The organism is Mesorhizobium sp. M00.F.Ca.ET.216.01.1.1 (genome assembly GCF_004010325.2).
GTDB lineage: Bacteria > Pseudomonadota > Alphaproteobacteria > Rhizobiales > Rhizobiaceae > Mesorhizobium.
Genome location: NZ_SADR02000002.1, coordinates 176,959 through 197,250, shown reverse-complemented (window position 1 = coordinate 197,250; position 20,292 = coordinate 176,959). Strand labels below are relative to the sequence as shown.

19 protein-coding genes are annotated in these 20,292 nt (G+C 62.3%); 7 read left to right on the top strand and 12 right to left on the bottom strand.

The genetic code is table 11. The features are described 5' to 3' along the window. Nucleotides 1-72 precede the first annotated feature (72 nt). A complete protein-coding gene (locus tag EN859_RS03805; RefSeq protein WP_127851595.1) occupies nt 73-717 on the bottom strand; it encodes a hypothetical protein in 645 nt (214 codons plus the stop codon). A 250-nt stretch (nt 718-967) separates the two neighbouring features. Between EN859_RS03805 and EN859_RS03800 the strand changes: the two genes are divergently transcribed. Together EN859_RS03800 and EN859_RS03795 are read left to right on the top strand one after the other, a co-directional pair. Continuing rightward, nucleotides 968-2,647: an electron transfer flavoprotein-ubiquinone oxidoreductase gene (locus tag EN859_RS03800; protein WP_127851594.1), complete on the top strand. Its 1,680-nt coding sequence runs from the start codon at nt 968-970 to the stop codon at nt 2,645-2,647. A 135-nt stretch (nt 2,648-2,782) separates the two neighbouring features. Further along, entirely contained in the window at nt 2,783-3,385 is a 603-nt protein-coding gene (locus tag EN859_RS03795; RefSeq protein ID WP_127851593.1) for a DUF922 domain-containing protein, read from the top strand. Here the strand turns inward: EN859_RS03795 and EN859_RS03790 are convergent. The 5 genes from EN859_RS03790 to EN859_RS03775 all read right to left on the bottom strand — a co-directional run bounded on the left by EN859_RS03790 (nt 3,382) and on the right by EN859_RS03775 (nt 7,118). Beyond that, complete coding sequence (locus tag EN859_RS03790) at nt 3,382-4,401, bottom strand: endonuclease/exonuclease/phosphatase family protein (protein WP_245525465.1); 1,020 nt, start codon at nt 4,399-4,401, stop codon at nt 3,382-3,384. The two genes, EN859_RS03795 and EN859_RS03790, sit on opposite strands and share 4 nt — an antisense overlap. 141 nt (nt 4,402-4,542) lie before the next feature. Continuing rightward, on the bottom strand, nt 4,543-5,997 hold the full coding sequence (locus tag EN859_RS03785) for an AMP nucleosidase (RefSeq protein ID WP_245525464.1): 1,455 nt from the start codon (nt 5,995-5,997) through the stop codon (nt 4,543-4,545). A 148-nt stretch (nt 5,998-6,145) separates the two neighbouring features. After that, nucleotides 6,146-6,340 (bottom strand): hypothetical protein, encoded by a 195-nt coding sequence (locus tag EN859_RS03780; protein ID WP_127851590.1) that lies wholly within the window; start codon nt 6,338-6,340, stop codon nt 6,146-6,148. Between the two features lie 34 nt (nt 6,341-6,374). Beyond that, nucleotides 6,375-6,527, bottom strand: coding sequence for a hypothetical protein (locus EN859_RS37980; RefSeq protein WP_189501672.1), 153 nt, complete (start codon nt 6,525-6,527; stop codon nt 6,375-6,377). Between the two features lie 246 nt (nt 6,528-6,773). Continuing rightward, nucleotides 6,774-7,118: a DUF2147 domain-containing protein gene (locus EN859_RS03775; RefSeq protein ID WP_127851589.1), complete on the bottom strand. Its 345-nt coding sequence runs from the start codon at nt 7,116-7,118 to the stop codon at nt 6,774-6,776. Nucleotides 7,119-7,572: 454 nt separating this feature from the next. On the opposite strand from EN859_RS03775, the gene EN859_RS03770 reads away from it, so the two are divergent. Continuing rightward, a complete protein-coding gene (locus EN859_RS03770) occupies nt 7,573-7,839 on the top strand; it encodes a sel1 repeat family protein (protein ID WP_006331108.1) in 267 nt (88 codons plus the stop codon). Nucleotides 7,840-8,232: 393 nt separating this feature from the next. Further along, the gene (locus EN859_RS03765; protein WP_127851588.1) at nt 8,233-9,354 is read left to right on the top strand and encodes a branched-chain amino acid ABC transporter substrate-binding protein; all 1,122 of its coding nucleotides are present in this window, start codon (nt 8,233-8,235) and stop codon (nt 9,352-9,354) included. 115 nt (nt 9,355-9,469) lie between these two features. On the opposite strand, the gene EN859_RS03760 is transcribed toward EN859_RS03765, so the two are convergent. From EN859_RS03760 to EN859_RS03750, 3 genes are all read right to left on the bottom strand, one after another. Continuing rightward, nucleotides 9,470-11,611, bottom strand: a complete 2,142-nt coding sequence (locus tag EN859_RS03760) for an acetyl/propionyl/methylcrotonyl-CoA carboxylase subunit alpha (RefSeq protein WP_127851587.1) — start codon at nt 11,609-11,611, stop codon at nt 9,470-9,472. Nucleotides 11,612-11,700: 89 nt separating this feature from the next. Next, nucleotides 11,701-12,231, bottom strand: coding sequence for an O-acetyl-ADP-ribose deacetylase (locus EN859_RS03755; protein ID WP_127851586.1), 531 nt, complete (start codon nt 12,229-12,231; stop codon nt 11,701-11,703). 1 nt (nt 12,232) lies between these two features. Beyond that, nucleotides 12,233-13,840 (bottom strand): carboxyl transferase domain-containing protein, encoded by a 1,608-nt coding sequence (locus tag EN859_RS03750; protein WP_127851585.1) that lies wholly within the window; start codon nt 13,838-13,840, stop codon nt 12,233-12,235. Nucleotides 13,841-14,071: 231 nt separating this feature from the next. Between EN859_RS03750 and EN859_RS03745 the strand changes: the two genes are divergently transcribed. Beyond that, nucleotides 14,072-14,491 (top strand): hypothetical protein, encoded by a 420-nt coding sequence (locus EN859_RS03745; protein ID WP_245525463.1) that lies wholly within the window; start codon nt 14,072-14,074, stop codon nt 14,489-14,491. Nucleotides 14,492-14,508: 17 nt separating this feature from the next. Here EN859_RS03745 and EN859_RS03740 read toward each other — a convergent pair whose 3' ends face one another. Together EN859_RS03740 and EN859_RS03735 are read right to left on the bottom strand one after the other, a co-directional pair. Further along, entirely contained in the window at nt 14,509-15,672 is a 1,164-nt protein-coding gene (locus EN859_RS03740; RefSeq protein ID WP_127851584.1) for an isovaleryl-CoA dehydrogenase, read from the bottom strand. Nucleotides 15,673-15,737: 65 nt separating this feature from the next. Further along, nucleotides 15,738-16,385: a TetR/AcrR family transcriptional regulator gene (locus EN859_RS03735; protein ID WP_127851583.1), complete on the bottom strand. Its 648-nt coding sequence runs from the start codon at nt 16,383-16,385 to the stop codon at nt 15,738-15,740. A 247-nt stretch (nt 16,386-16,632) separates the two neighbouring features. Between EN859_RS03735 and EN859_RS03730 the strand changes: the two genes are divergently transcribed. Beyond that, complete coding sequence (locus EN859_RS03730) at nt 16,633-17,064, top strand: MarR family winged helix-turn-helix transcriptional regulator (RefSeq protein ID WP_245525462.1); 432 nt, start codon at nt 16,633-16,635, stop codon at nt 17,062-17,064. Nucleotides 17,065-17,354: 290 nt separating this feature from the next. Here EN859_RS03730 and EN859_RS03725 read toward each other — a convergent pair whose 3' ends face one another. Continuing rightward, nucleotides 17,355-18,467 carry a pyridoxal phosphate-dependent aminotransferase gene (locus EN859_RS03725; protein ID WP_127851582.1) on the bottom strand — a complete coding sequence of 371 codons (1,113 nt, stop codon included), beginning with the start codon at nt 18,465-18,467 and terminating at the stop codon, nt 17,355-17,357. A 119-nt stretch (nt 18,468-18,586) separates the two neighbouring features. On the opposite strand from EN859_RS03725, the gene EN859_RS03720 reads away from it, so the two are divergent. Then, nucleotides 18,587-20,260 (top strand): sulfotransferase, encoded by a 1,674-nt coding sequence (locus EN859_RS03720; RefSeq protein WP_127851581.1) that lies wholly within the window; start codon nt 18,587-18,589, stop codon nt 20,258-20,260. Nucleotides 20,261-20,292: the final 32 nt, after the last annotated feature.

Below are 20,292 nucleotides of genomic sequence, written 5' to 3'. Positions count from 1 at the left end.
AGTAATGCATGTCGCCCAAAAGTGCGCAGCGGTTTGGGACAACGACATGCATAAAGATAAAGACAAAGACTCTCAGCCTGTCGGTATGCGCGGGTCCTGCACCAGATAGAACGTCCAGCGTGGCGTGTAGTCGGTGATCAGGAAATCGAAGTTCGCCGTCTTCAGCGCATCGATCTTGCCGTTCCTGAACAGCAGCCGGTCATAGGGCTCGAACTCGCGATCGAAATCGGAAAAACCGCTCGACCAGATATTGTCCGGGGTCTTGTTGCGCTGGTCGAACGACAGGCCGTCGCCGAACACGCTCGGCTGGTCGAGAACCTCCTGCAGCTCGAACTGGAACTCGACCCAGGCCTGGCCGCTATTGTTGAGCACGTCGATGCGCATATACATGAGGCCGTTGGCGAATTCTCCCGCGGAGCCGAAGGGCTGGATCGGCTTCGTCGTGCGTATGGTCATCGTCACCGGCGTTGCCGAATTCAGCTCTTCGGTGATGACAAGCGGATTCTCCTTTGTCCCGATGCCTGAGGCGCCGGTGATGCGGAAGCCGCCGAGCTCATCGGAAAAGGAATAGGCACCGGCCGCCCAGACCTTTTGCGGATCGGCATGGGCGTAGACCGGCGCCAACGGCGTAAGGGCCAAAAGGGCCGCGCGGCAAATCCGGCCGGGCGTGGAAAAAAGGCGCGTCGATGAAAAGCCAGGCGGCCCGGGAATGCGCATGGCTCGAAGTATGGCCGATAAGCAAGCTGTCGAACAACTAAAACGTGAGGGCGACGGCTTTCCTTGGGGGGTGGATACGGTCCGGATTAATGTTTCTGTGCAGGCCAGACAGCGATCCTATAGTAGAATGCGCGACTTTTTGTCGAAATCGGCATTGTCACGTCCGCGCCGGTTTCGCGTCGCTATTTGATACGCTATGCAGCGCGTGAGCCAGCAAGATGCCGGAAAACGGCAAGCCAGTGAGGGATTGATGAGCGATATCGAACGCGAAAGCATGGAATTCGACGTGGTCATCGTCGGCGCCGGCCCGGCCGGCCTCGCCGCCGCGATCCGTCTCAAGCAGCTCAATCCCGAGCTTTCCGTCGTCGTGCTGGAAAAAGGCGGCGAGGTCGGCGCCCATATCCTGTCCGGCGCCGTCGTCGATCCGATCGGCATCGACCGGCTGTTGCCGGGCTGGCGCGAGGAGGAGGGACATCCCTTCAAGACGCCGGTCACGGCGGATCATTTCCTGGTTCTCGGTCCCGCCGGTTCGTTCCGCTTGCCCAACATATTGATGCCGCCGCTGATGAACAATCACGGCAACTACATCGTCTCGCTCGGCAATGTCTGCCGCTGGCTGGCAACCAAGGCCGAGGCGCTGGGCGTCGAGGTCTATCCCGGCTTCGCCGCGGTCGGCCTCCTCTACAATGACCAGGGCGCGGTCACCGGCGTCGTCACCGGCGACATGGGCGTCGAGAAGGACGGCACGCACGGCCCCGCCTTTGCACCGGGCATGGCGCTGATGGGCAAATATGTGCTGATCGGCGAGGGCGCGCGCGGCTCGCTGGCCAAGCAGCTGATCGCCAGATACAAGCTTTCCGACGGCCGCGAGCCTGGCAAATACGGCATCGGCCTCAAGGAACTCTGGCAGGTCAAGCCCGAGAACCACCGGCCGGGCCTGGTGCAGCACTCCTTCGGCTGGCCGCTCGACATGAAGACCGGCGGCGGCTCGTTCCTCTACCATTTGGAGGACAACCAGGTTGCGGTCGGTTTCGTCGTCCACCTCAATTACAAGAACCCCTATCTGTCGCCTTTCGACGAATTCCAGCGCTTCAAGACCCATCCGGCGATCAGAGGCACCTTCGACGGCGCCAAGCGGCTGGGCTACGGCGCGCGCGCCATCACCGAGGGCGGCTGGCAGTCGGTGCCGAAACTGTCCTTTCCCGGCGGCGCGCTGGTGGGCTGCGCGGCCGGCTTCGTCAACGTTCCGCGCATCAAGGGTTCGCACAACGCCGTGCTTTCCGGAATGCTGGCGGCTGAGCATGTCGCCGCGGCGATCGGCGCCGGCCGCGCCAATGACGAGCTGGTCTCCTACGAGGCGGCATGGCGTTCGACCGACATCGGCAAGGATTTGAAGAAGGTGCGTAACGTCAAGCCGCTGTGGTCGCGCTTCGGCACCATCGTAGGCGTCGCCCTCGGCGGCCTCGACATGTGGCTGAACACGCTGTTCGGCTTCTCGCCCTTCGGCACGCTGAAGCACCGCAAGGCCGACTACGCCACGCTGGAGCCGGCCTCAAAGCACGAGAAGATCGCCTATCCGAAGCCGGACGGCGTGCTGACCTTCGACCGCCTGTCTTCGGTATTCCTGTCCAATACCAACCATGAGGAAAACGAGCCGGTGCACCTGCTGGTCGCGGACATGAACCTGCAGAAGCGCTCCGAGCACGATGTCTTTGCCGGGCCCTCGACGCGCTATTGCCCGGCCGCGGTCTACGAATGGGTCGACAAGGACGGTAACGCTGCCGCCGATCCTACAGCCAAGGATGTGCGCTTCGTCATCAACGCGCAGAACTGCGTCCACTGCAAGACCTGCGACATCAAGGATCCAAACCAGAATATAACCTGGGTGCCGCCGCAAGGCGGCGAAGGCCCGGTTTACCAGAACTTGTAAAGCCTCACGCACGGGTCGCCTCTACCGCAGCTCAAACGAATGCCGAAGTCCGGTCCGTTAGAACATGTGAAGATAGAACTGTTGAAACTGCCGCGCGCTTATGTTTCCTTGCTCAAGCGATATGGAGACACAACCATGCGCCTTGCAGTTCTGACGAGCCTTGTGGCGATAGGCGCCTTGTGCGGCGTCGCTTCGGCGGCCTCTGCCGGCACCAAGGTGCTGGTCAAGACGCGGACTTACGATATCACCGGAACCACGGGCGCAGCCCTGATCGAGGCCATGGACCGCAAGGGGCCGAAGCATGGCTTCATGACGCACGCCATTGCGCAGACAGGCTACACCTCGGATTGGGACTTTGACACCAGCCAGGACAACGGCGTCTGCCGCTTGCGGCGGGCCAATGGCACGATCAACCTCTTCTACATATATCCCCATGCTACTTCGGCCACCACGCCGGCGCTGCAGAAGCGCTGGAAGCGGTTTTTTGCCGGCGTCCGCGCCCATGAAGAGACCCATGGCCGCATCGCCAGGGAGATGATGCGGGCCAGCGAGAGATCGGTTCGGGGCCTGCAATTTGCCGACGACCCGCGATGCAATAAGACACGTCGCGAGGCGTGGCGGCGTATCGGGGCTACCTATGCCGCATACGAGGCTAAGCAGAACGCTTTCGACGCGCGCCAGCACAGTGCCGGCGGCCATGTCGAGCACCTTATCGCGGCCTTGGTGGGCAGAAACTAGCTTCGCGCCTTGCCGGGCTGGACGACAGAGGCGGTCGCGGTTTCGCGCTCGTCGACTGGCTTTGGCGCCTCTGGCCTCAGCGAGAATTCCACCATCACTGGCAAATGGTCCGAGCCGGTGCTCTCCAGCTTTGACGCGGAATGGATGAGGATCGCGCCCTTGCTGAAGACCTGATCGATCGGCAGCCCCGCGAAGCGCAGGAAATCCGGCAGCTTGAGATGGAGCCAGGTCGGCCCGGCCGACGGCATCACCGTCAGCCCACCGAGGGATGCAACGCGCCGGATGGCGGCACTCCAAGGCACCGCATTGCAATCGCCCGCCATGATCGCCGTCTCGCCGAGCGAGGTCAGCGGCTCTGCCAATTCGCCGATCTGCCACGACTGCTCGAACGGCCATGGCCAGCTGAGGTGGATGGCGGCGACATCGACGCCGGTTCCGCCAAAATCGACGGTCGCGATCGCCATCGCACCGCGCGGATCGCAGCGCGGCTCGGTGCCGGCGGCAAACGGCCGCCTGGAGAGCAGTGCGACGCCGAATACGCCATTGGGGTAAGGGCAGAGGATGCGGTAGGGATAAGCGCTGGACAGAAGACCAAGCTTTTCCGTCCACATCCCGGACACCTCATCGAGGGTGATCACGTCAGGCTGGGTCCGGCCGATCAGCGACAGCACCTTTTCAGGCGTCGGATTGTTGAACCTGAGATTCATCTGCAGCAGGCGGTAGACCGCCTGGTCGCCGAGCTTGGCTTCATAGGCAGCCTGCACCGGCCACAGGCGTGGAAATGGCAGTTCGTTCGACGTGGTAGCAAAGGCAGCCACCGCGAATAAAAGCGCCGCGGCTGCCTGCAGGCGAAACGAGGTGGCAAGCAGCGGCAACGCGCAAAGCGCCATTAGTACGGCGAAATGGGCGCGGAAGTGGGCGAAGGAATCGAAGGCCGGATGCAGTGCTCCGAAAAACCCGGCCACCAGCGCGGCCGAAATCGCCATCATCGCGAAGAATGCCACCGAAACCGTCATGCTTCGAGCACGTGCCATTGGACCATGATCGGTTTGGTTTGCATCATTCCGCCGAAGATGTCTCAAGCATGTTTATCGGCAGAAATGCGGCCCAATCAAGATGACGAAATGCCTCGCCGAAACTGGTGGATCCTGTCCGTCCTACTGGAATGCCGTCTCCGAGAAACTTCTGAGCTTGCGCGAATGCAGCCGCTCCATCGGCATCTCGGCCAACTTTTCCATCGCCCTGATGCCGATGGTCAGGTGCTGCGCAACCTGCCGCTTGTAGAACTCGGTCGCCATGCCGGGCAGTTTCAATTCGCCATGCAAGGGCTTGTCGGAGACGCAGAGCAGCGTGCCGTAGGGCACGCGGAAGCGAAAGCCATTGGCTGCGATCGTCGCCGATTCCATGTCGAGCGCGATCGCCCGCGACTGCGACAGCCGCTGCACCGGCCCGCGCTGGTCGCGCAGTTCCCAGTTGCGGTTGTCGATGGTGGCGACGGTGCCGGTGCGCATGATGCGCTTGAGGTCGTAGCCGGAAAGCCCGGTGACTTCGGCGACCGCTTCCTGCAGCGCCACCTGGATCTCGGCCAATGGCGGGACCGGCACCCAGACCGGTAGGTCGTCGTCGAGAACATGGTCTTCCCGGACATAGGCATGCGCCAGCACATAGTCGCCCAGCGCCTGGGTGTTGCGCAGGCCGGCGCAATGGCCGAGCATCACCCAGGCGTGCGGCCTGAGCACGGCAACATGGTCGGTGATCGTCTTGGCGTTGGAGGGACCAATACCGATGTTGACCATGGTGATGCCGCCATGGTTGGGCTTCTTCAAATGATAGGCCGGCATCTGTGGCAGGCGCGGCGCGGTCTCGCCAGGCATGCCTTCCCCGGGCCTGGTGGTGATGTTTCCCGGCTCGACGAATTCGAAATATCCGCCGCCGCCATTCGCCATCAGCTCGCGCGCGCGGGCGACGAACTCATCGATATAGAACTGGTAGTTGGTAAACAGCACGAAGTTCTGGAAATGCTGCGGCGTGGTCGCCGTGTAGTGCGACAGGCGGTGCAGCGAATAGTCGATGCGCTGTGCCGTGAACGGCGCCAGCGGCCTTGGCTCGCCGAATCCAACCTCGAACGTGCCGTTGGCGATCTGGTCATCGGTGCCGTCGAGGTCCGGCACATCGAACAGGTCGCGGATCGGCCGCTTGATGCGCTCGGCCGCGGAGCCGTCGACATGGGTGCCTTCGAGGAAGGCAAAATGCAGCGGGATCGGCGTGGTCGATTCCGAAACCGTGACCGGCACACCGTGATTGCGCATGATCAGGCGAAGCTGTTGGGTGAGATAATTTTCGAAAAGGGCGGGCTGGGTGATGGTGGTTGAAAAATGCCCCGGCGTCGGCATGTGGCCATAGGCCTGCCGCGAGTCGATCTGGGTGAACGAGCTCGTGGTGACGCCGATCTCCGGATAGAAGGCCCGGTAGCGCTTGCTGTTGTCGCCGCCGGCGGCCAGTGCCGTAAACGAGTCGCGCAGGAACTTGGTGTTGCGGTCGTAAAGCACCTGCAATGCAGCGACGGCCTTTTTTGCGTCATCGAAGCTCTGCCGGCCAAAGGGCTCCGGCATGACGACCGATTCGATAGCTTGAGGGTAGATTCGTTTTTCCATGCCCCAATATATAGATTTGGAAGTGCGTATGGGAGGGGGAGGCCCGTTTTGAATGCGGCCAAAGCGTCGTTTTTTCTTATGCCTGTCTTTGCCGCGTTAACTTGGCTTAGCCGCGCCGCAGGCTGACCAGCAGCACGAAGCCGACGCCGGACTTTTTCAGCGCCGGCGCTTCGATCGTTGAGCCGGCATCGGCGCGCATCGCCGGCACGGCCAGGACCGGGGCGGCGAGAAGCATCAGGATGAGCGCCGCCCGCGGCAGAAGCCGAAGGATCTTGAGCGCGTTGTCGGCGATGCGGTTCATGACTCTTGCTTTTCTCTAAAGGTCTCTATCGGGTTCAGTGGCGAAGATGGCTCGGGCAACCGAACCAGCAGGAATTGGCGACGTCCCAGGAGCGGGCCGGACGGCCGGCTTCTGCGACGAGGGCGGCAAACAACATGCCGAACAGGCTCATCAGCAGGCAGAAGATGGTGAAGCGGCGAGCGAGCATTGCGTGGTGTCTCCTTCAACACGCATGAGAATGCCTGAGCGCAACTGAACCGGCTCTGATGCCGGCGTTCATCTGCGGTTCAAAATGATTGACGGTGTTTGCAGCTTATTGGCGGTGTCTGGAACGCATCGTTTGAGTTTCGATGCCGCAAGCGACGCAAGCGCCATGGCGTTTGCCGCGAGGTCGTCGGTGAAAAAGAAAACGGAGCCAAATGGCCCCGTTTTTACTTGCTCAGGACGCGGGCGGTCAGAGCTTGTGCCAGGTCTGGCTCTTGCAGATCAGCCCGCCGAACACGCAGCCGCTCATCTTGAGCGAGGCGCCTGAGACCGAGGCCTTGCCTGAATAGGTCTTATCGGTGTCCGGGTCGGTTATGGTGCCGGTGTATTTGTTGTCACCGGCCACCTTGAACGAGCCGATGCGCTTGCCAGTATATTTGCCAGATTTGAGCGTGATGGAAAATGCACCGCCGCCGCCCGCGATCGCAGCGGTCGAGCCGGCCTGCGTCTTCCAGTCGCCTTCGATTGGATCGGCCCATGCCGCGCCGGCCATGATCAATGTGGCCGCGAGGGCCAAGCTCATCTTTCGAAACATGTCTGTCCTCCTCCCTGCGGGTCTCCGGGTTCGTCCCGCCTGTCTGCCCCTTACGCAAACGTAAGCTAATCCAGCTCCCCGCAAAACAAAAGCGGTGCCGCCACGGAAGCTTTCAGGATTTTCCGGCTGCCCTGAGCCCGCATGGCAGCGAGGAAATGAAACGATCGCGACAAGGCCATTGGTTTCTGTGGTTAGCGGAGTCTTGATCCGCGGCTCGCAAATTTTCGTCAAATTTGGCGCAAACCGGCGCAATTGCTGGCTTTGTATCCTTAATGAATTTCCGCGTTTACCTCTTGTTTTAGCTTTGTTTTCCTCAAATTAAGCACGCCATTTAACGACGGATTCAAGGCTGCACGGCATTCTCGAAAGCATCGAAAGAGCGGCTCCCCCAAAGGAATACCGAGGGACAGAGGCAGCTCTCGGGAGCCAGACAGGGCCAGAACAGGGGATTGAAATGGCACGTTTTGAAATGCTTGAGGCCGGCTTCGGCGCCATGGGGGCAACTGCCCAGGCCGACATTCTTTTCGAACTGGGCATGATGTATGCGACCGGCCGCGATTGCGAGACCGACGTCGTCGCCGCCCACAAATGGTTCAACATCGCTGCCATCAAGGGCTCGGTCCGCGCCGCGGAACTGCGCTCGGAACTGTCGGCCGCCATGTCTAAGGTCGAGATCGCCAGGGCGCTGCGCGAAGCACGCGAATGGATGACGATGCACTGAGTTCATCGAGCTCCGTGGGGTAGGAACGCTTCGGGTCAAGGCCGCGGGAAGACGGTCGGCCCGGCAAGGACAAGGCCGCGACAAGACGGCTGGACGACCAAGACCAAGAACGCAGCTGGCTGAAAATGGGCTAAGCCGCGCGACGGACAGGGAAGCGAGCGGGTTTCGGGCGCGGGGCGTTCAGGGAAGCTCGATTGGCAAAAGCCGCGACTGGCCGGGACAAGGCCGGCGCGGCTTTTGGCTTTCAGGCCGTGGCTGGCTGATGATACATTGCAGGCCCAATCGAGTGCCGGCGATGCGCCAAGACATGTCAGGTGAACGATGAAATTGTCCGGCCTCTCTGGAAGAAGCGCGGCCGGAGCGGCCGCGCGTGAGTGGAGGAGTAATATCACGATGAAAAAATCAGGTATTTTGGGCGCGGCCGCACTGGGCCTGATGATGAGCGCGCCGGTTGCCTTCGCCGACGACATCACCTTTTCGGTGGTCGGACCGATGACCGGACAGCTTGCCAATATCGGCGACCAGTTCAAGCAAGGAGCCCAGGCTGCAGCCGACGCGATCAACGCAGCCGGCGGCGTCGAAGGCCGCCAGATCAAGCTCGACATCGAGGACGACCAGTGCGATCCGAAGCAAGCGGTTTCGGTTGCCAATCGCATCGTCGCCAATGGCGTCATGTTCATCGATGGCCATGCCTGCTCGGGCTCGAGCATTCCGGCCTCGGCCGTTTATGCCGAAGCCGGCGCGCTGATGATGAGCCCGGCATCCTCCAACCCGGCGCTGACCGACGCAGCCGCGAAGGCCGGCTGGCCGACAATCATGCGCCTCTATACGCGCGACGATGCGCAGGGCGCCTTCATCGGTCCGTGGATTGCCAAGAAATATGCCGGCAAGAATATCGTCATCCTGCATGACAAGAGCGCTTACGGCCAGGGCGCCGCCGATGCCGTCAAGGCAACGATGAACGCCGGCGGCCTCAAAGAGGTGGATTATGAAGGCATCAATGCCGGCGAAAAGGACTATTCAGCTCTCGTCACCAAGCTGAAGGACCTGAAGGCCGATGTGGTCTATTTCGGCGGCTATCACCCCGAAGCCGGCCTCATCCTGCGCCAGTCGGCGGAGCAGAGCGTCAAGTTCCAACTGATCATGCCGGACTCGATCGCCTCGCCAGAATTCTGGCAGGTTGCCGGCCCGGCCGGCGAGGGCACCATGTTCGTCTTCCCGTCGGATCCGCAGGCGAAGCCCGAAGCCAAGGAAGCTGTCGCCAAGATCAAAGCAGGCGGCTTCGTGCCCGAGGGCTTCACGCTGTTCTCCTATGCCGTGATCCAGGCTTTCGCCGAAGGCATCAAGCGCGCCGGAAGCGACGATCCGGCCAAGGTCGCCGAAGCGCTGAAGAACGGCCAGTCATTCAGCACCGTCGTCGGCGATGTCGTCTTCGACGAGAAGGGCGACCTCAAGAACGCCAGCTACGACATCAACCAGTGGCACGACGGCAAATACGCGCCGATCAAGCCGTAATGGCTGCCGTCGCCAGCGCCGCGTGCCCAATTGGACGCGGCGCTCCCTAACACTACGATGGCCGTAATGTCCCCGGCCATTTTCATTTCGGGTCATGCATTCTCGTGGCGCGCCTTCACCCGGCGGACACCGGCATAGCGGTGTGAGCTTCCTCGGCAAAGCGCACCAGCACCGTCCCGTCGGTGACTTGCGCGCCTTCCGCAGCGATCTCGGCGATCACTCCGTCATGGGTAGCGGAAATCGTATGTTCCATCTTCATCGCTTCCAGGACCAGCAGCGGCTGGCCCTTGGTCACCACATCGCCCGTTGCCACGCGCACCAGCTTGACCAGGCCCGGCATCGGCGCCCGCAGGCTGTCGAAAGCGGCAGCGGCCTCGTCGGCTCGCACCAGTGGGTCGGGCACGGCGAAGATATAGCCGATGGCGCCTTCGAACACGGTGACGTGGCCGGGCCAGCGGGCAGTGCGAGGGCGCTGCCCCTCGTCACCCTGCCGGAACCTTCTCCCCGTAAAGGACGGGGCGAGGGGAGACTGCGGGGACGCTGGCGTCCCCCACTCCCAGTCTGTCATGGGGGGCCGAAGGACGGGTGGGACAAGTGGCTCGCCTAGGAACACGTCAGGGTCGAGGGCAGCGTCTGGCTCACGTGATTGAGCCGCGTCCGCCGGCTCGTCCAGCGTCACTTCGAACCGCCGGTCCGGTCCTACCAAAACCCGCGCGACGATCTCCTCCTCGTCGTGACGCAGCCGCGTGCGTCGCGCCATGGGGTGGAAGTGCGCATAGCCGGCGAGCGATGACCACGGGTCCTCCGACGGCGGCAAGTGGTCGGCGCCCGACGCCGCAAGTGCGGCTGTGGCAATGATTTCTCGGCTCGGCGGCGGAACAGCGGTCAGCGCCTGCTGATGCCTGCCGATCAGCCCGGTATCAATATCGCCGGCCGCAAAATCCGCGTCAGCGGCAAGGGCGGCGAGAAAGGCAGTGTTGACGGTCGAGCCGGCGATCTCGGTTTGCGAAAGTGCCGCGCCGAGCGCATCCAGCGCTGCCTGCCTGTCCTTGCCGTGGACCACCAACTTGGCGATCATCGGATCGTAGCAGGGCGAGATCGCATCCCCGGCCCGCACGCCGGTTTCGATGCGCATGGTGGCGCCTTCGGGCGCGGCTTTGGGAAATTTCAGATGGTGCAGCGTTCCGGTCGCCGGCAGGAAGCCTCTTGCCGCATCCTCGGCGTAGATGCGCGCCTCGAAGGCGTGGCCAGAAAGCTCGATCTCGTTCTGCGTCTTCGGCAGCCTTTCGCCGGCCGCCACCCTGAGCTGCCACTCGACCAGGTCGATGCCGGTGACCATTTCGGTCACCGGATGCTCGACCTGCAGGCGGGTGTTCATTTCCATGAACCAGAAGCGGTCGGCCTGCAGCCCCTGAGAGGCATCGACGATGAACTCGATTGTGCCGGCGCCGGAATAGGCGATCGCCTTGGCGGCCTTCACCGCCGCTTCCGTCATCGCCTCGCGCAGTTCCGGCGTCATGCCGGGGGCGGGCGCCTCCTCGATCACCTTCTGGTGGCGGCGCTGCGCCGAGCAGTCGCGTTCGAAAAGATGCACGGCGTTGCCGAAATTGTCGCCGAAGACTTGGCATTCGATATGGCGCGGCTTTTCGATATATTTCTCGACCAGCACATGGTCGTCGCCGAAGGCAGCCTTGGCCTCGCGCCGCGCGCCCGACAGCGCTTCCGAAAAATCGTCGGGATGTTCGACGCGCCGCATGCCCTTGCCGCCGCCGCCGGCGCGCGCCTTGATCAGGACGGGATAACCGATCTCGCGCGCCTTGGAGGCGAGCAGCACGATCTCCTGCGCCTCGCCATGGTAACCCGGCACAACCGGCACGCCGGCCTTCTCCATCAGATGCTTGGCCGCATCCTTCAGCCCCATGGCGCGGATCGAGGCCGCCGAGGGGCCGATGAAAATCAGCCTCGACGCCACCACCTGGTCGACGAAGTCAGGATTTTCCGAGAGAAAGCCGTAGCCGGGATGGATGGCCTCGGCGCCCGTGGCTCTCGCCACCGCGATGATCTTGTCGCCGCGCAGATAGCTTTCGCCGGCCGGCGAGGCGCCGATATGCATCGCCTCGTCGGCCAACTCGACATGCATGGCATGAGCGTCGGCGTCGGAATAGACGGCGACCGTGCGCACGCCCAGCTTGCGCGCCGTGCGGATCACCCGGCAGGCGATCTCACCGCGATTGGCGATCAGGATCTTGGCGAACATGGATGCTCCTCGGCCAGGAATTGCAACCGGCGGCGTTGGCGTTCCCCCCGCCAGCGTGACGGTGCGAGCGTTCTCGTCGCCATATCACATCATGCTCCGCCAAGCGTAGAAATGACGTCCTGGTATAGTTCGGCCGTTTGCTGGTCGAAGCAGCAGAAGGTGACAGTTTCGGGTAGCGCGTTCTCTCCGATGAAGGCACTCACGGTAGCGACGGCTATCCGCGTCGCCTGGTCCTTCGGATAGCGGTAGACGCCCGTCGAGATCGCCGGGAACGCCACCGTCCGGCAATCGTTGGCGGCGGCGAGCTCGAGCGAGCGGCGATAGCAGGAGGCGAGAAGGTCGGCTTCGCCTTTGCCGCCGCCTTGCCAGACCGGTCCGACCGTGTGGATGACATAGCGTGCCGGCAGCTCGTATCCTTTGGTGAGCTTGGCGTCGCCGACCTTGCAGTCATTGAGTTTCCGGCATTCAGCCAGAAGTTCGGGACCGGCCGCGCGGTGAATGGCACCATCGACACCGCCACCGCCGAGCAGCGACGAGTTGGCGGCGTTGACGATCGCATCGACATCAAGCCTCGTGATGTCGCCGGTGTGAACGCGGATCCTGTCGCCGGTGTCGCTCATCTCACATCCTGAACACGCCGAAGCGTGTCTCTTCTATCTCGGCATTGAGCGCGGCAGAAAGGCTGAGCGCCAGCACCTCGCGCGTCTTGGCCGGGTCGATGATACCGTCGTCCCAGAGACGCGCCGACGAATACAGCGGATGCCCCTCATGCTCGTATTTCATCAGGATCGGCTTCTTGAATTTTGCTTCCTCTTCAGCGCTCCACTCGCCGCCCTTGCGCTCTATGCCTTCGCGCTTGACTACGGCGAGCACGGTCGCCGCCTGCTCGCCGCCCATCACCGAAATGCGGGCGTTCGGCCACATCCACAGGAAGCGTGGCGAATAGGCGCGTCCGCACATGCCGTAATTGCCGGCGCCGAACGAGCCGCCGATGATGACGGTCAGCTTCGGCACCCTGGCGGTAGCAACCGCCATCACCAGCTTGGCGCCGTCCTTGGCGATGCCGCCGGCCTCGTATTTTCGCCCGACCATGAAGCCGGTGATGTTCTGCAGAAAGACCAGCGGGATCTTGCGCTGGCAGCACAGCTCGATGAAATGCGCACCCTTCAGCGCGCTCTCCGAAAACAGCACGCCGTTGTTGGCAATGATGCCGACCGGCATGCCGTTGAGATGGGCAAAGCCGGTGACCAGCGTGACGCCGTAATTCTGCTTGAACTCGTCCAACTCGGAGCCGTCGATGATGCGCGCGATCACTTCGCGCACATCATAGGGCTGACGCAGGTCCGTCGGCACGATGCCGTAGAGTTCATGTGGATCATGAAGCGGCGGAATCGATTTCTGTAAGGCCAAGCTTACAGTCTTGTTCCGATTCAGATTTTTAACGATGCGGCGCACGATCGCCAGCGCGTGTTCGTCGTCCAGCGCATAGTGATCGGCGACGCCGGAAAGCCGTGTGTGCACGTCGGCGCCGCCGAGTTCCTCGGCGCTGACGTCTTCGCCGGTGGCAGCCTTCACCAGCGGCGGGCCGCCGAGGAAGATGGTCGCCTGGTTGCGCACCATGATCGTCTCGTCCGACATCGCCGGCACATAGGCGCCGCCCGCCGTGCACGAACCCATGACGCAGGCGATCTGCGGAATGCCGGCCGCCGACATGTTGGCCTGGTTGTAGAAGATGCGGCCGAAATGGTCGCGGTCGGGAAACACCTCGTCCTGGTTGGGCAGGTTGGCGCCGCCGCTGTCGACCAGGTAGACGCAGGGCAGATTGTTCTGCAGCGCGATCTCCTGCGCGCGCAGATGCTTCTTCACCGTCAGCGGATAATAGGTGCCGCCCTTCACTGTGGCGTCGTTGACGATGACCATCACCTCGGTGCCTTCGACGCGGCCGATGCCGGCGATGATGCCGGCCGAAGATATCTCGTCGCCATACATCGACCAAGCCGCGAACTGTCCGATTTCGAGGAAGGGCGAGCCGGTGTCGAGCAACTGGGCGAGGCGCTCGCGCGGCAGAAGTTTGCCCCTAGAAACGTGGCGTTCACGCGCCTCTTCCGAGCCGCCGCGCTCGATGGTTGCCGCCTTATCCGCGATGTCGGCGACCAGCGCCCGCATGCGCTCGGCGTTGGCGCGGAACGCGTCGGAGGCGGGCGAGATCTGGGTCTGAAGCGCGGCCATTTTCTCGTCGTTTCCTCACACCTCTTGATGCCGCAAGGGAACCAGTGTATCAGCCCGCCCCCGAACGTTGCGTGTCAAGCTTGGCATTCTGCGTTCTTGCATGGATGACACTCTCTGGAGGCGAAGATGAAAGGCATGGATATGCGTTTCGCAAGACGTCTCCCTTTGGCCATGGGCTGACGCCGCCGAAGGGCGGCTTTCCACATCCCGAATTTGAGCAAGAGGAACGCGGTGCGTGCGCGCACCGCGGGTGTCATCATGTATGTGCGGTTTGTGACGCCGCTGATCCATCCCGATAGCCGTGTGGAGACTGGATTCTTCCATGCGTGGTGGTACCTGAACCGCATCGGCTGCCCGGACTGGATTCACGGCGAATTGGGGGACCAGTTCAACTGGTTCAACCAGCATTTGCCTATTCCTGGCCGGGTTGGCCGGCATTTCAAGCGCCGGAATTCGATCTGGGGCATCTGCTGGTTCCATCCGGACGCCAAGGAGGCGATCAGCCGCGCGCGCTATTGCGCCTGGCTGATCGAGGAGGGTGGCTTGCCAGTGCGGTCGATCATTTCGGCGCGCCAGCGCGAGATTCTGTGGCGCGATGCGCACCAGATCGTCGCCAAGCCCACCGACGACTTGCCGAAGGCGTTCGGCTGAAGCGGTGGAGGGGGGCATCACACCCCCTCCGCCATGATTTCCCGTCCGATCAGCCAGCGGCGGATTTCGCTGGTGCCGGCGCCGATCTCGTACAGCTTGGCGTCGCGCAAAAGCCGGCCGGTCGGGTACCCGTTGATGTAGCCATTGCCGCCCAGAAGCTGGATGGCGTCGAGCGCCATCTGCGTCGCCTTCTCGGCGGCGAACAGCACGCAGCCGGCGGCGTCCTTTCGGGTCGTCTCGCCGCGGTCGCAGGCGGCGGCGACAGCATAGACGTAGGCGCGTGCCGCGTTCATCGTCGCATACATGTCGGCAAGCTTGCCTTGCACCAGCTGGAACTCGCCGATCGGCTGGCCGAACTGCTTGCGCTCGTGCACATAGGGGATCGCTACGTCGAGGCAGGCCGCCATCAGGCCGATCGGACCGCCGGCGAGCACCGCGCGCTCGTAGTCGAGGCCCGACATCAGCACCTCGACGCCGCGCCCTTCCTCGTGCAGCACATTGTCGAACGGCACCTCGACATTGTCGAACACCAATTCGCCTGTGTTCGAGCCGCGCATGCCGAGCTTGTCGAGCTTTTGCGCCACCGAAAAGCCGGCGAAGGCCTTTTCGACGATGAAGGCGGTGATGCCGCGCGAATTGCGCTCCGGATCGGTCTTGGCGTAGACGACCAGCGTCTCGGCGTCCGGGCCGTTGGTGATCCACATTTTGGTGCCGTTCAGCACATAGCGGCCGTTGCGCTTTTCGGCGCGCAGCCGAAGCGACACCACGTCGGAGCCGGCGCCAGATTCCGACATTGCCAGCGCGCCGACCTTTTCGCCGGTGCACAGCGCCGGCAGATATTTCTCCTTTTGCGCCGGCGTTGCCCAGCGGTTGATCTGGTTGACGCAAAGGTTGGAATGGGCGCCGTAGGAAAGGCCGACCGAGGCCGATGCGCGGGAAATCTCCTCCACTGCGACGACATGGGCGAGATAGCCCATGCCGGTGCCGCCGAACTCCGGATCGGCGGTGATGCCGAGCAGGCCAAGTGCGCCAAGCTCGCGCCACAGATGCGCCGGGAATTCGTTCGAACGGTCGATCTCGGCGGCGATCGGTGCGATCTTGTCCTGGGCGAAGCGCCGCACCAGGTCACGCAGCGCTTCGATGTCTTCGTCAAGCCCGAAGTTGAGCGTGTGCGTGTACATGCCGTTCCTCCCGGCACATGACCCCCGAAATCGAATTCGATCTTCGCTGGGGATCATGCGCGAAATCAGCGAGCTGCAGCGTCCTTTGCGTGTCCGAAGGGATGCGCGGTGCTGTAGCTCATTGTCGCGCCAACCAGGCGCATTGTCATTGCAAGATATGTAGCGGTCACTTCGGCGACCGACAGCCGCTCGCCCGGCCGGAACCAGACGATGACGCCGGTCATCATCTGGATCAGTGCCATGGCGGTGAGCCCAGTATCGTCGACGTTGAAGACGCCCGTCTCGGCGCCGTCACGCAGGATGGCGCGCAACTCCTTCTCATAGGCCGTGCGCATACGCAGGATCTGCGTCAGGCGGTCATGCGACAGGCTGCGCAGTTCCATGTTCGAGACATGGGTGGAATGGCGGCGCCCGATATGGAAGGCGATGTGGTTCTCAACATAGGCGGCAAGCCGCGTCGCCGGATCGGCCGTCGCAGGCCGCGCTGCCTCCCACTCCGCGATCAGCGCCTGCATGTGCTCGCGCATCAGCGTGAACAACAGGTCTTCCTTGGTCGGGAAATAGCGATAGAGCGCCGCCGCCTGCACGCCGACCTCGGCGGCCAGCTGGCGCATCGACATCGCCTCATATCCAAGGCGCGCGATCAGGCTGACTGCCGCCTCGCGGACAGCAGCTTCGGTCTTTTCCCCATCGGAACCGGTCGTGCGCCCCATGATCGTCTCCTCGCGGAATAATAATAAAACGAACGTTCAATTAATTCAAGATATGAATCGCGCACCGTAAGATGGGTGACTTGATCTGTTAAATAGTTGACCAAGTCAAATAATATGAGGATGATGATGGAGCCTACATCCCGCGGGAAGGAGCCTGAAATGCCGGTCGAGCGGAACGCCCTGATCGCCGAGATCCGCCGCTTTCAACAGGTTTTACACTAGCCTGGTCGGGCTGCTCGACGAGACCTTGACGCAGAGCGCCTATACGCTGACCGAAGCGCGGGTGCTGTTTGAACTGGGCCACCGGTCAAACACCGTCGCTGCCGGCCCTGGCGGCGAAGCGGTTCTGGCGCAAGCGTTCCATCTCGATGTCGCACCGGCGGCGTCCGAAATTGCCGGTGAACTCCGGCTTGATCCCGCCTATCTCACGCGAATCCTCAAAAAATTCGCCGCCATGGGCCTGACCGAATTGCGTGCCGACCCGGGCGACCAGCGTCGACGCATGCTGTCTCTGACCGCCCGCGGAAATGCCGAGCTGACCAAGCTGCAGGCGGCGGCGGACCGCGATCTCGCCCGCCTGACGGCAGGCCTTGCTGGCGACGAAACCGCAGAGCTTTCTCGCGCGTTGAACCAGGTGCTGCGCCTGCTTGGCGGTTCGTCATCCTCTGGCAGAGCGTGAGCGAAGCGGAGCGCAGCCCCCTGGGATCCATGCGTCACCATTGCCGATGAACGCAGCGGCGCAGAATGAAAGCCGTCGCGTTCCTTCGCGCCCCCTCTGTCCTGCCGGACATCTCCCCCACTTGGGGGGAGATCGGACGTCACTTCGGCTTTCGCCAGCCTCCATCGTCCTAGGGACTAAGCAGAGCGCCGGGGCTGCCGATCTCCCCCAAGTGGGAGATATCCGGCAGGACAGAGGGGGCGCTGTCCCGCCAGCGATGCCAGGTTTTCCCCGCTGCAACGAACGCCCGCCTAGTTCCCCCTTGCAGCCGCCAGCGCGCCCGGCAATTCCTCGGCAAAAATGTCGAGCTCGTGGTCGAGGCCGACGCTGACCCGGATGCAGCGGTCGAGCACTGGTGCCATCGGTTTGCGGATGAACACGTCGCGCGACAGCAGCGCCTGCAGCACCTTCAGCGCGAAGGCGCCGTCGCGGCCGCAGTCGATGGTGACGAAATTGGTTGCCGAAGCCAGCGGCTTCAGCCCGTTCGCCTCGGCTATCCCGGCGATGCGCTGGCGCCCGGCCGCGACCCGCGCCACCACGGTTTGCAGATAGCCCTGATCGGCAAGCGCTTCGACGCCGGCGATCTGCGCCATGCGGTTGACGCCGTAATGGTTGCGGATCTTCTCGAAATCGCGGATCACCTGGGGCTCGGCCACCGCATAGCCGCAGCGTATGCCAGCCAGCCCGTAGGCCTTCGAGAAGGTGCGCATGCGGATGACGTTCGGCCTGGAGATATCGATCGGCGGTATCGCCGAGGCCGGCCCCAGCTCGCCATAGGCTTCGTCGAGCACCAGCATGGTGGTTTCCGGCAAGGCTTCGATGAAGCGGATGAGATCGGCCGCCTCCCACCAACTGCCCATCGGATTGTCCGGGTTGGACAGATAGACCAGCGGTGCCTTGTCCCGGATGACCGCCGCAAGCAGTCCGTCCAGGTTTTCCCGGTCGCTCTCGTAAGGCACCGCGACCAGCCGGCCGCCGACGCCGGCAATATGGAAATTGAAGGTCGGATAGGCGCCAAGCGAGGTCACCACCGCGTCGCCTGAGGCCACATACATGCGCGCCACCAGGCTGAGCAGGCCGTCTATGCCTTCGCCGACAACGACGTTTTCGGCGCCGACGCCAAGATGTCCGGCAACGGCAACTTTCAGGTCATGATTATCGGGATCGCAATACATCCACATGTCGCGGGCGACATCGGCCATGCGGGCGATGACGCGCGGCGAGGGGCCAAAGCTGCTCTCATTGGCGCCGATGCGGGCTCGAAAGGCGCGGCCGCGATCGCGCTCCTGCGCCTCCGGGCCGACAAACGGCACCGTCGAGGGAAGCGCACTGATGAGCGGCGTGAGGGAAGGGCGCTGGCGCATGGCAAAGGCTCGTATGAAAAGGGCCTTCTTGCTAGCCTGCCCGCTTGGATGGTGCAAGTTCCAGGCTGGCTTGAACGGTCACGCTGGATTCCGTTAGCTGTTTTTGCTAGCGACAGACGATGAGCTCTCGATTGCCGCCCGCCTGGTCCAAGCATCTAAAGACTCAACCTGCGCAGAAAGCTCAATTGCCGAAGGCTCGACTGCCGAAGGCCAAGCAGCCGACGCCGTCGCTGGCTGAGGCTAACGACGCAATGCTGCGGCAGGCGCTCGAACTGCAGCAGGCGAATAGGTTGCCCGAGGCCGAAGAGCTCTGTCACCGTGTTCTGGCAAAAACGCGCGAACACCCGCTAGCGCTCTACATACTCGGTACTCTGGGGCTCGGTTTCGATGATGAATTGTCCATCAAATACTTTGCTCGAGCGGTCAGCCAGGCGCCACAAAATCCCTATTTCCACTTCAGTCTGGGCGATGCTTATCTGAACGTTGGAGAGCACACGCTTGCCATCAGGCATCTGCAACGCGCCTGCGAATTGAGGCCCGACATGGTGGAAGCACTTTGCGCGCTCGGCCGCGCCCACCTGGAGTTCGATGAGGCAGGCATTGCTCTTTCACTTTACGAGAAAGTGCTCAAAACCAACAACGATTATCCCTTTGTCCGAACAGGCCTTGCCAGCGCTTTGATCAGCCTCGGCCGCATGGATGAAGCCGCAGCCTATCTCAAAGAATCAATCGAACGTCGGTTCGATCTGCCGAGCGCATACAGCGCCTTCGTAACCACGCGCAAGTTCACCGAAGAACCGCCCGAACTCGGATCGATTCTGCGCGAACTCTCAGAACCTATTCTCGAGCCTGTCTCCGCGCAGCGACTGCATCACGCCGCAGGCAAAGTGCTGGACGACCTTCAGCGCTATGACGAGGCAATGGAGCACTTCCAGAAAGCGAAAAGTGTCGCCCGCAATGACTTCGACATTGAATCCTACCGACGCCGGATCGATTCCATAATCGACTTCTTCAGCCCGGAGATGTTGGCGGCCAAGACCGGTTTCGGCAACCCGTCTGAGATCCCTGTATTTGTTGTCGGCATGCCCCGTTCGGGGACGACACTGACTGAGCAAATCTGCGCGAGCCATCCGGATGTTTATGGCGCTGGGGAGCTAACCAAGTTGCGGCGAGTCGCGAACGGCATCGGGTTCACGAGACGCGAAGCGGGAGCGTCACAAGAATCGATTACGCCGATAACCGCGGATCTGGCGAAGGCGCTGGCCGAAGAACACCTGTCCCACCTGCGGCAGCGGACTCCCGCCGCGCTCCGCATTGTCGACAAGAGACCTCACAATTTCGAGCTCATCGGCCTCATCGGAATTCTCTTCCCCAACGCGCGCATCGTTCACTGCAGACGTGACGCAATTGACAATTGTTTGTCATGCTTCATTTTAAACCTGAACAAAGAGCACCGTTACACTTCCGATCTCAGAAGCCTTGGTCTGTATTATCGGGAGTATGATCGCCTTATGCGCTACTGGAAGACCATTTTTCCGGGACGAATCTTTGAAAGCCGCTATGAAGACCTTATTTCAGATCAAGAAGGGCAGTCTCGCCGTCTGATCGATCACCTTGGCTTGACTTGGGATGACGCCTGTCTCCGCTTCTTCGATAAGGATGGGTCCGTTCGAACTGCCAGCCGGTGGCAAGTCCGGCAACCGATCTATGCGTCCTCTGTTAAACGCTGGAAAAACTATGAAGGTAAGATCCAGCCGTTGATCGATGCATTGGGCGACTTGGCTGAACTTTGAACGCCAGGCTAACTTATCCCGGATTGCCATCC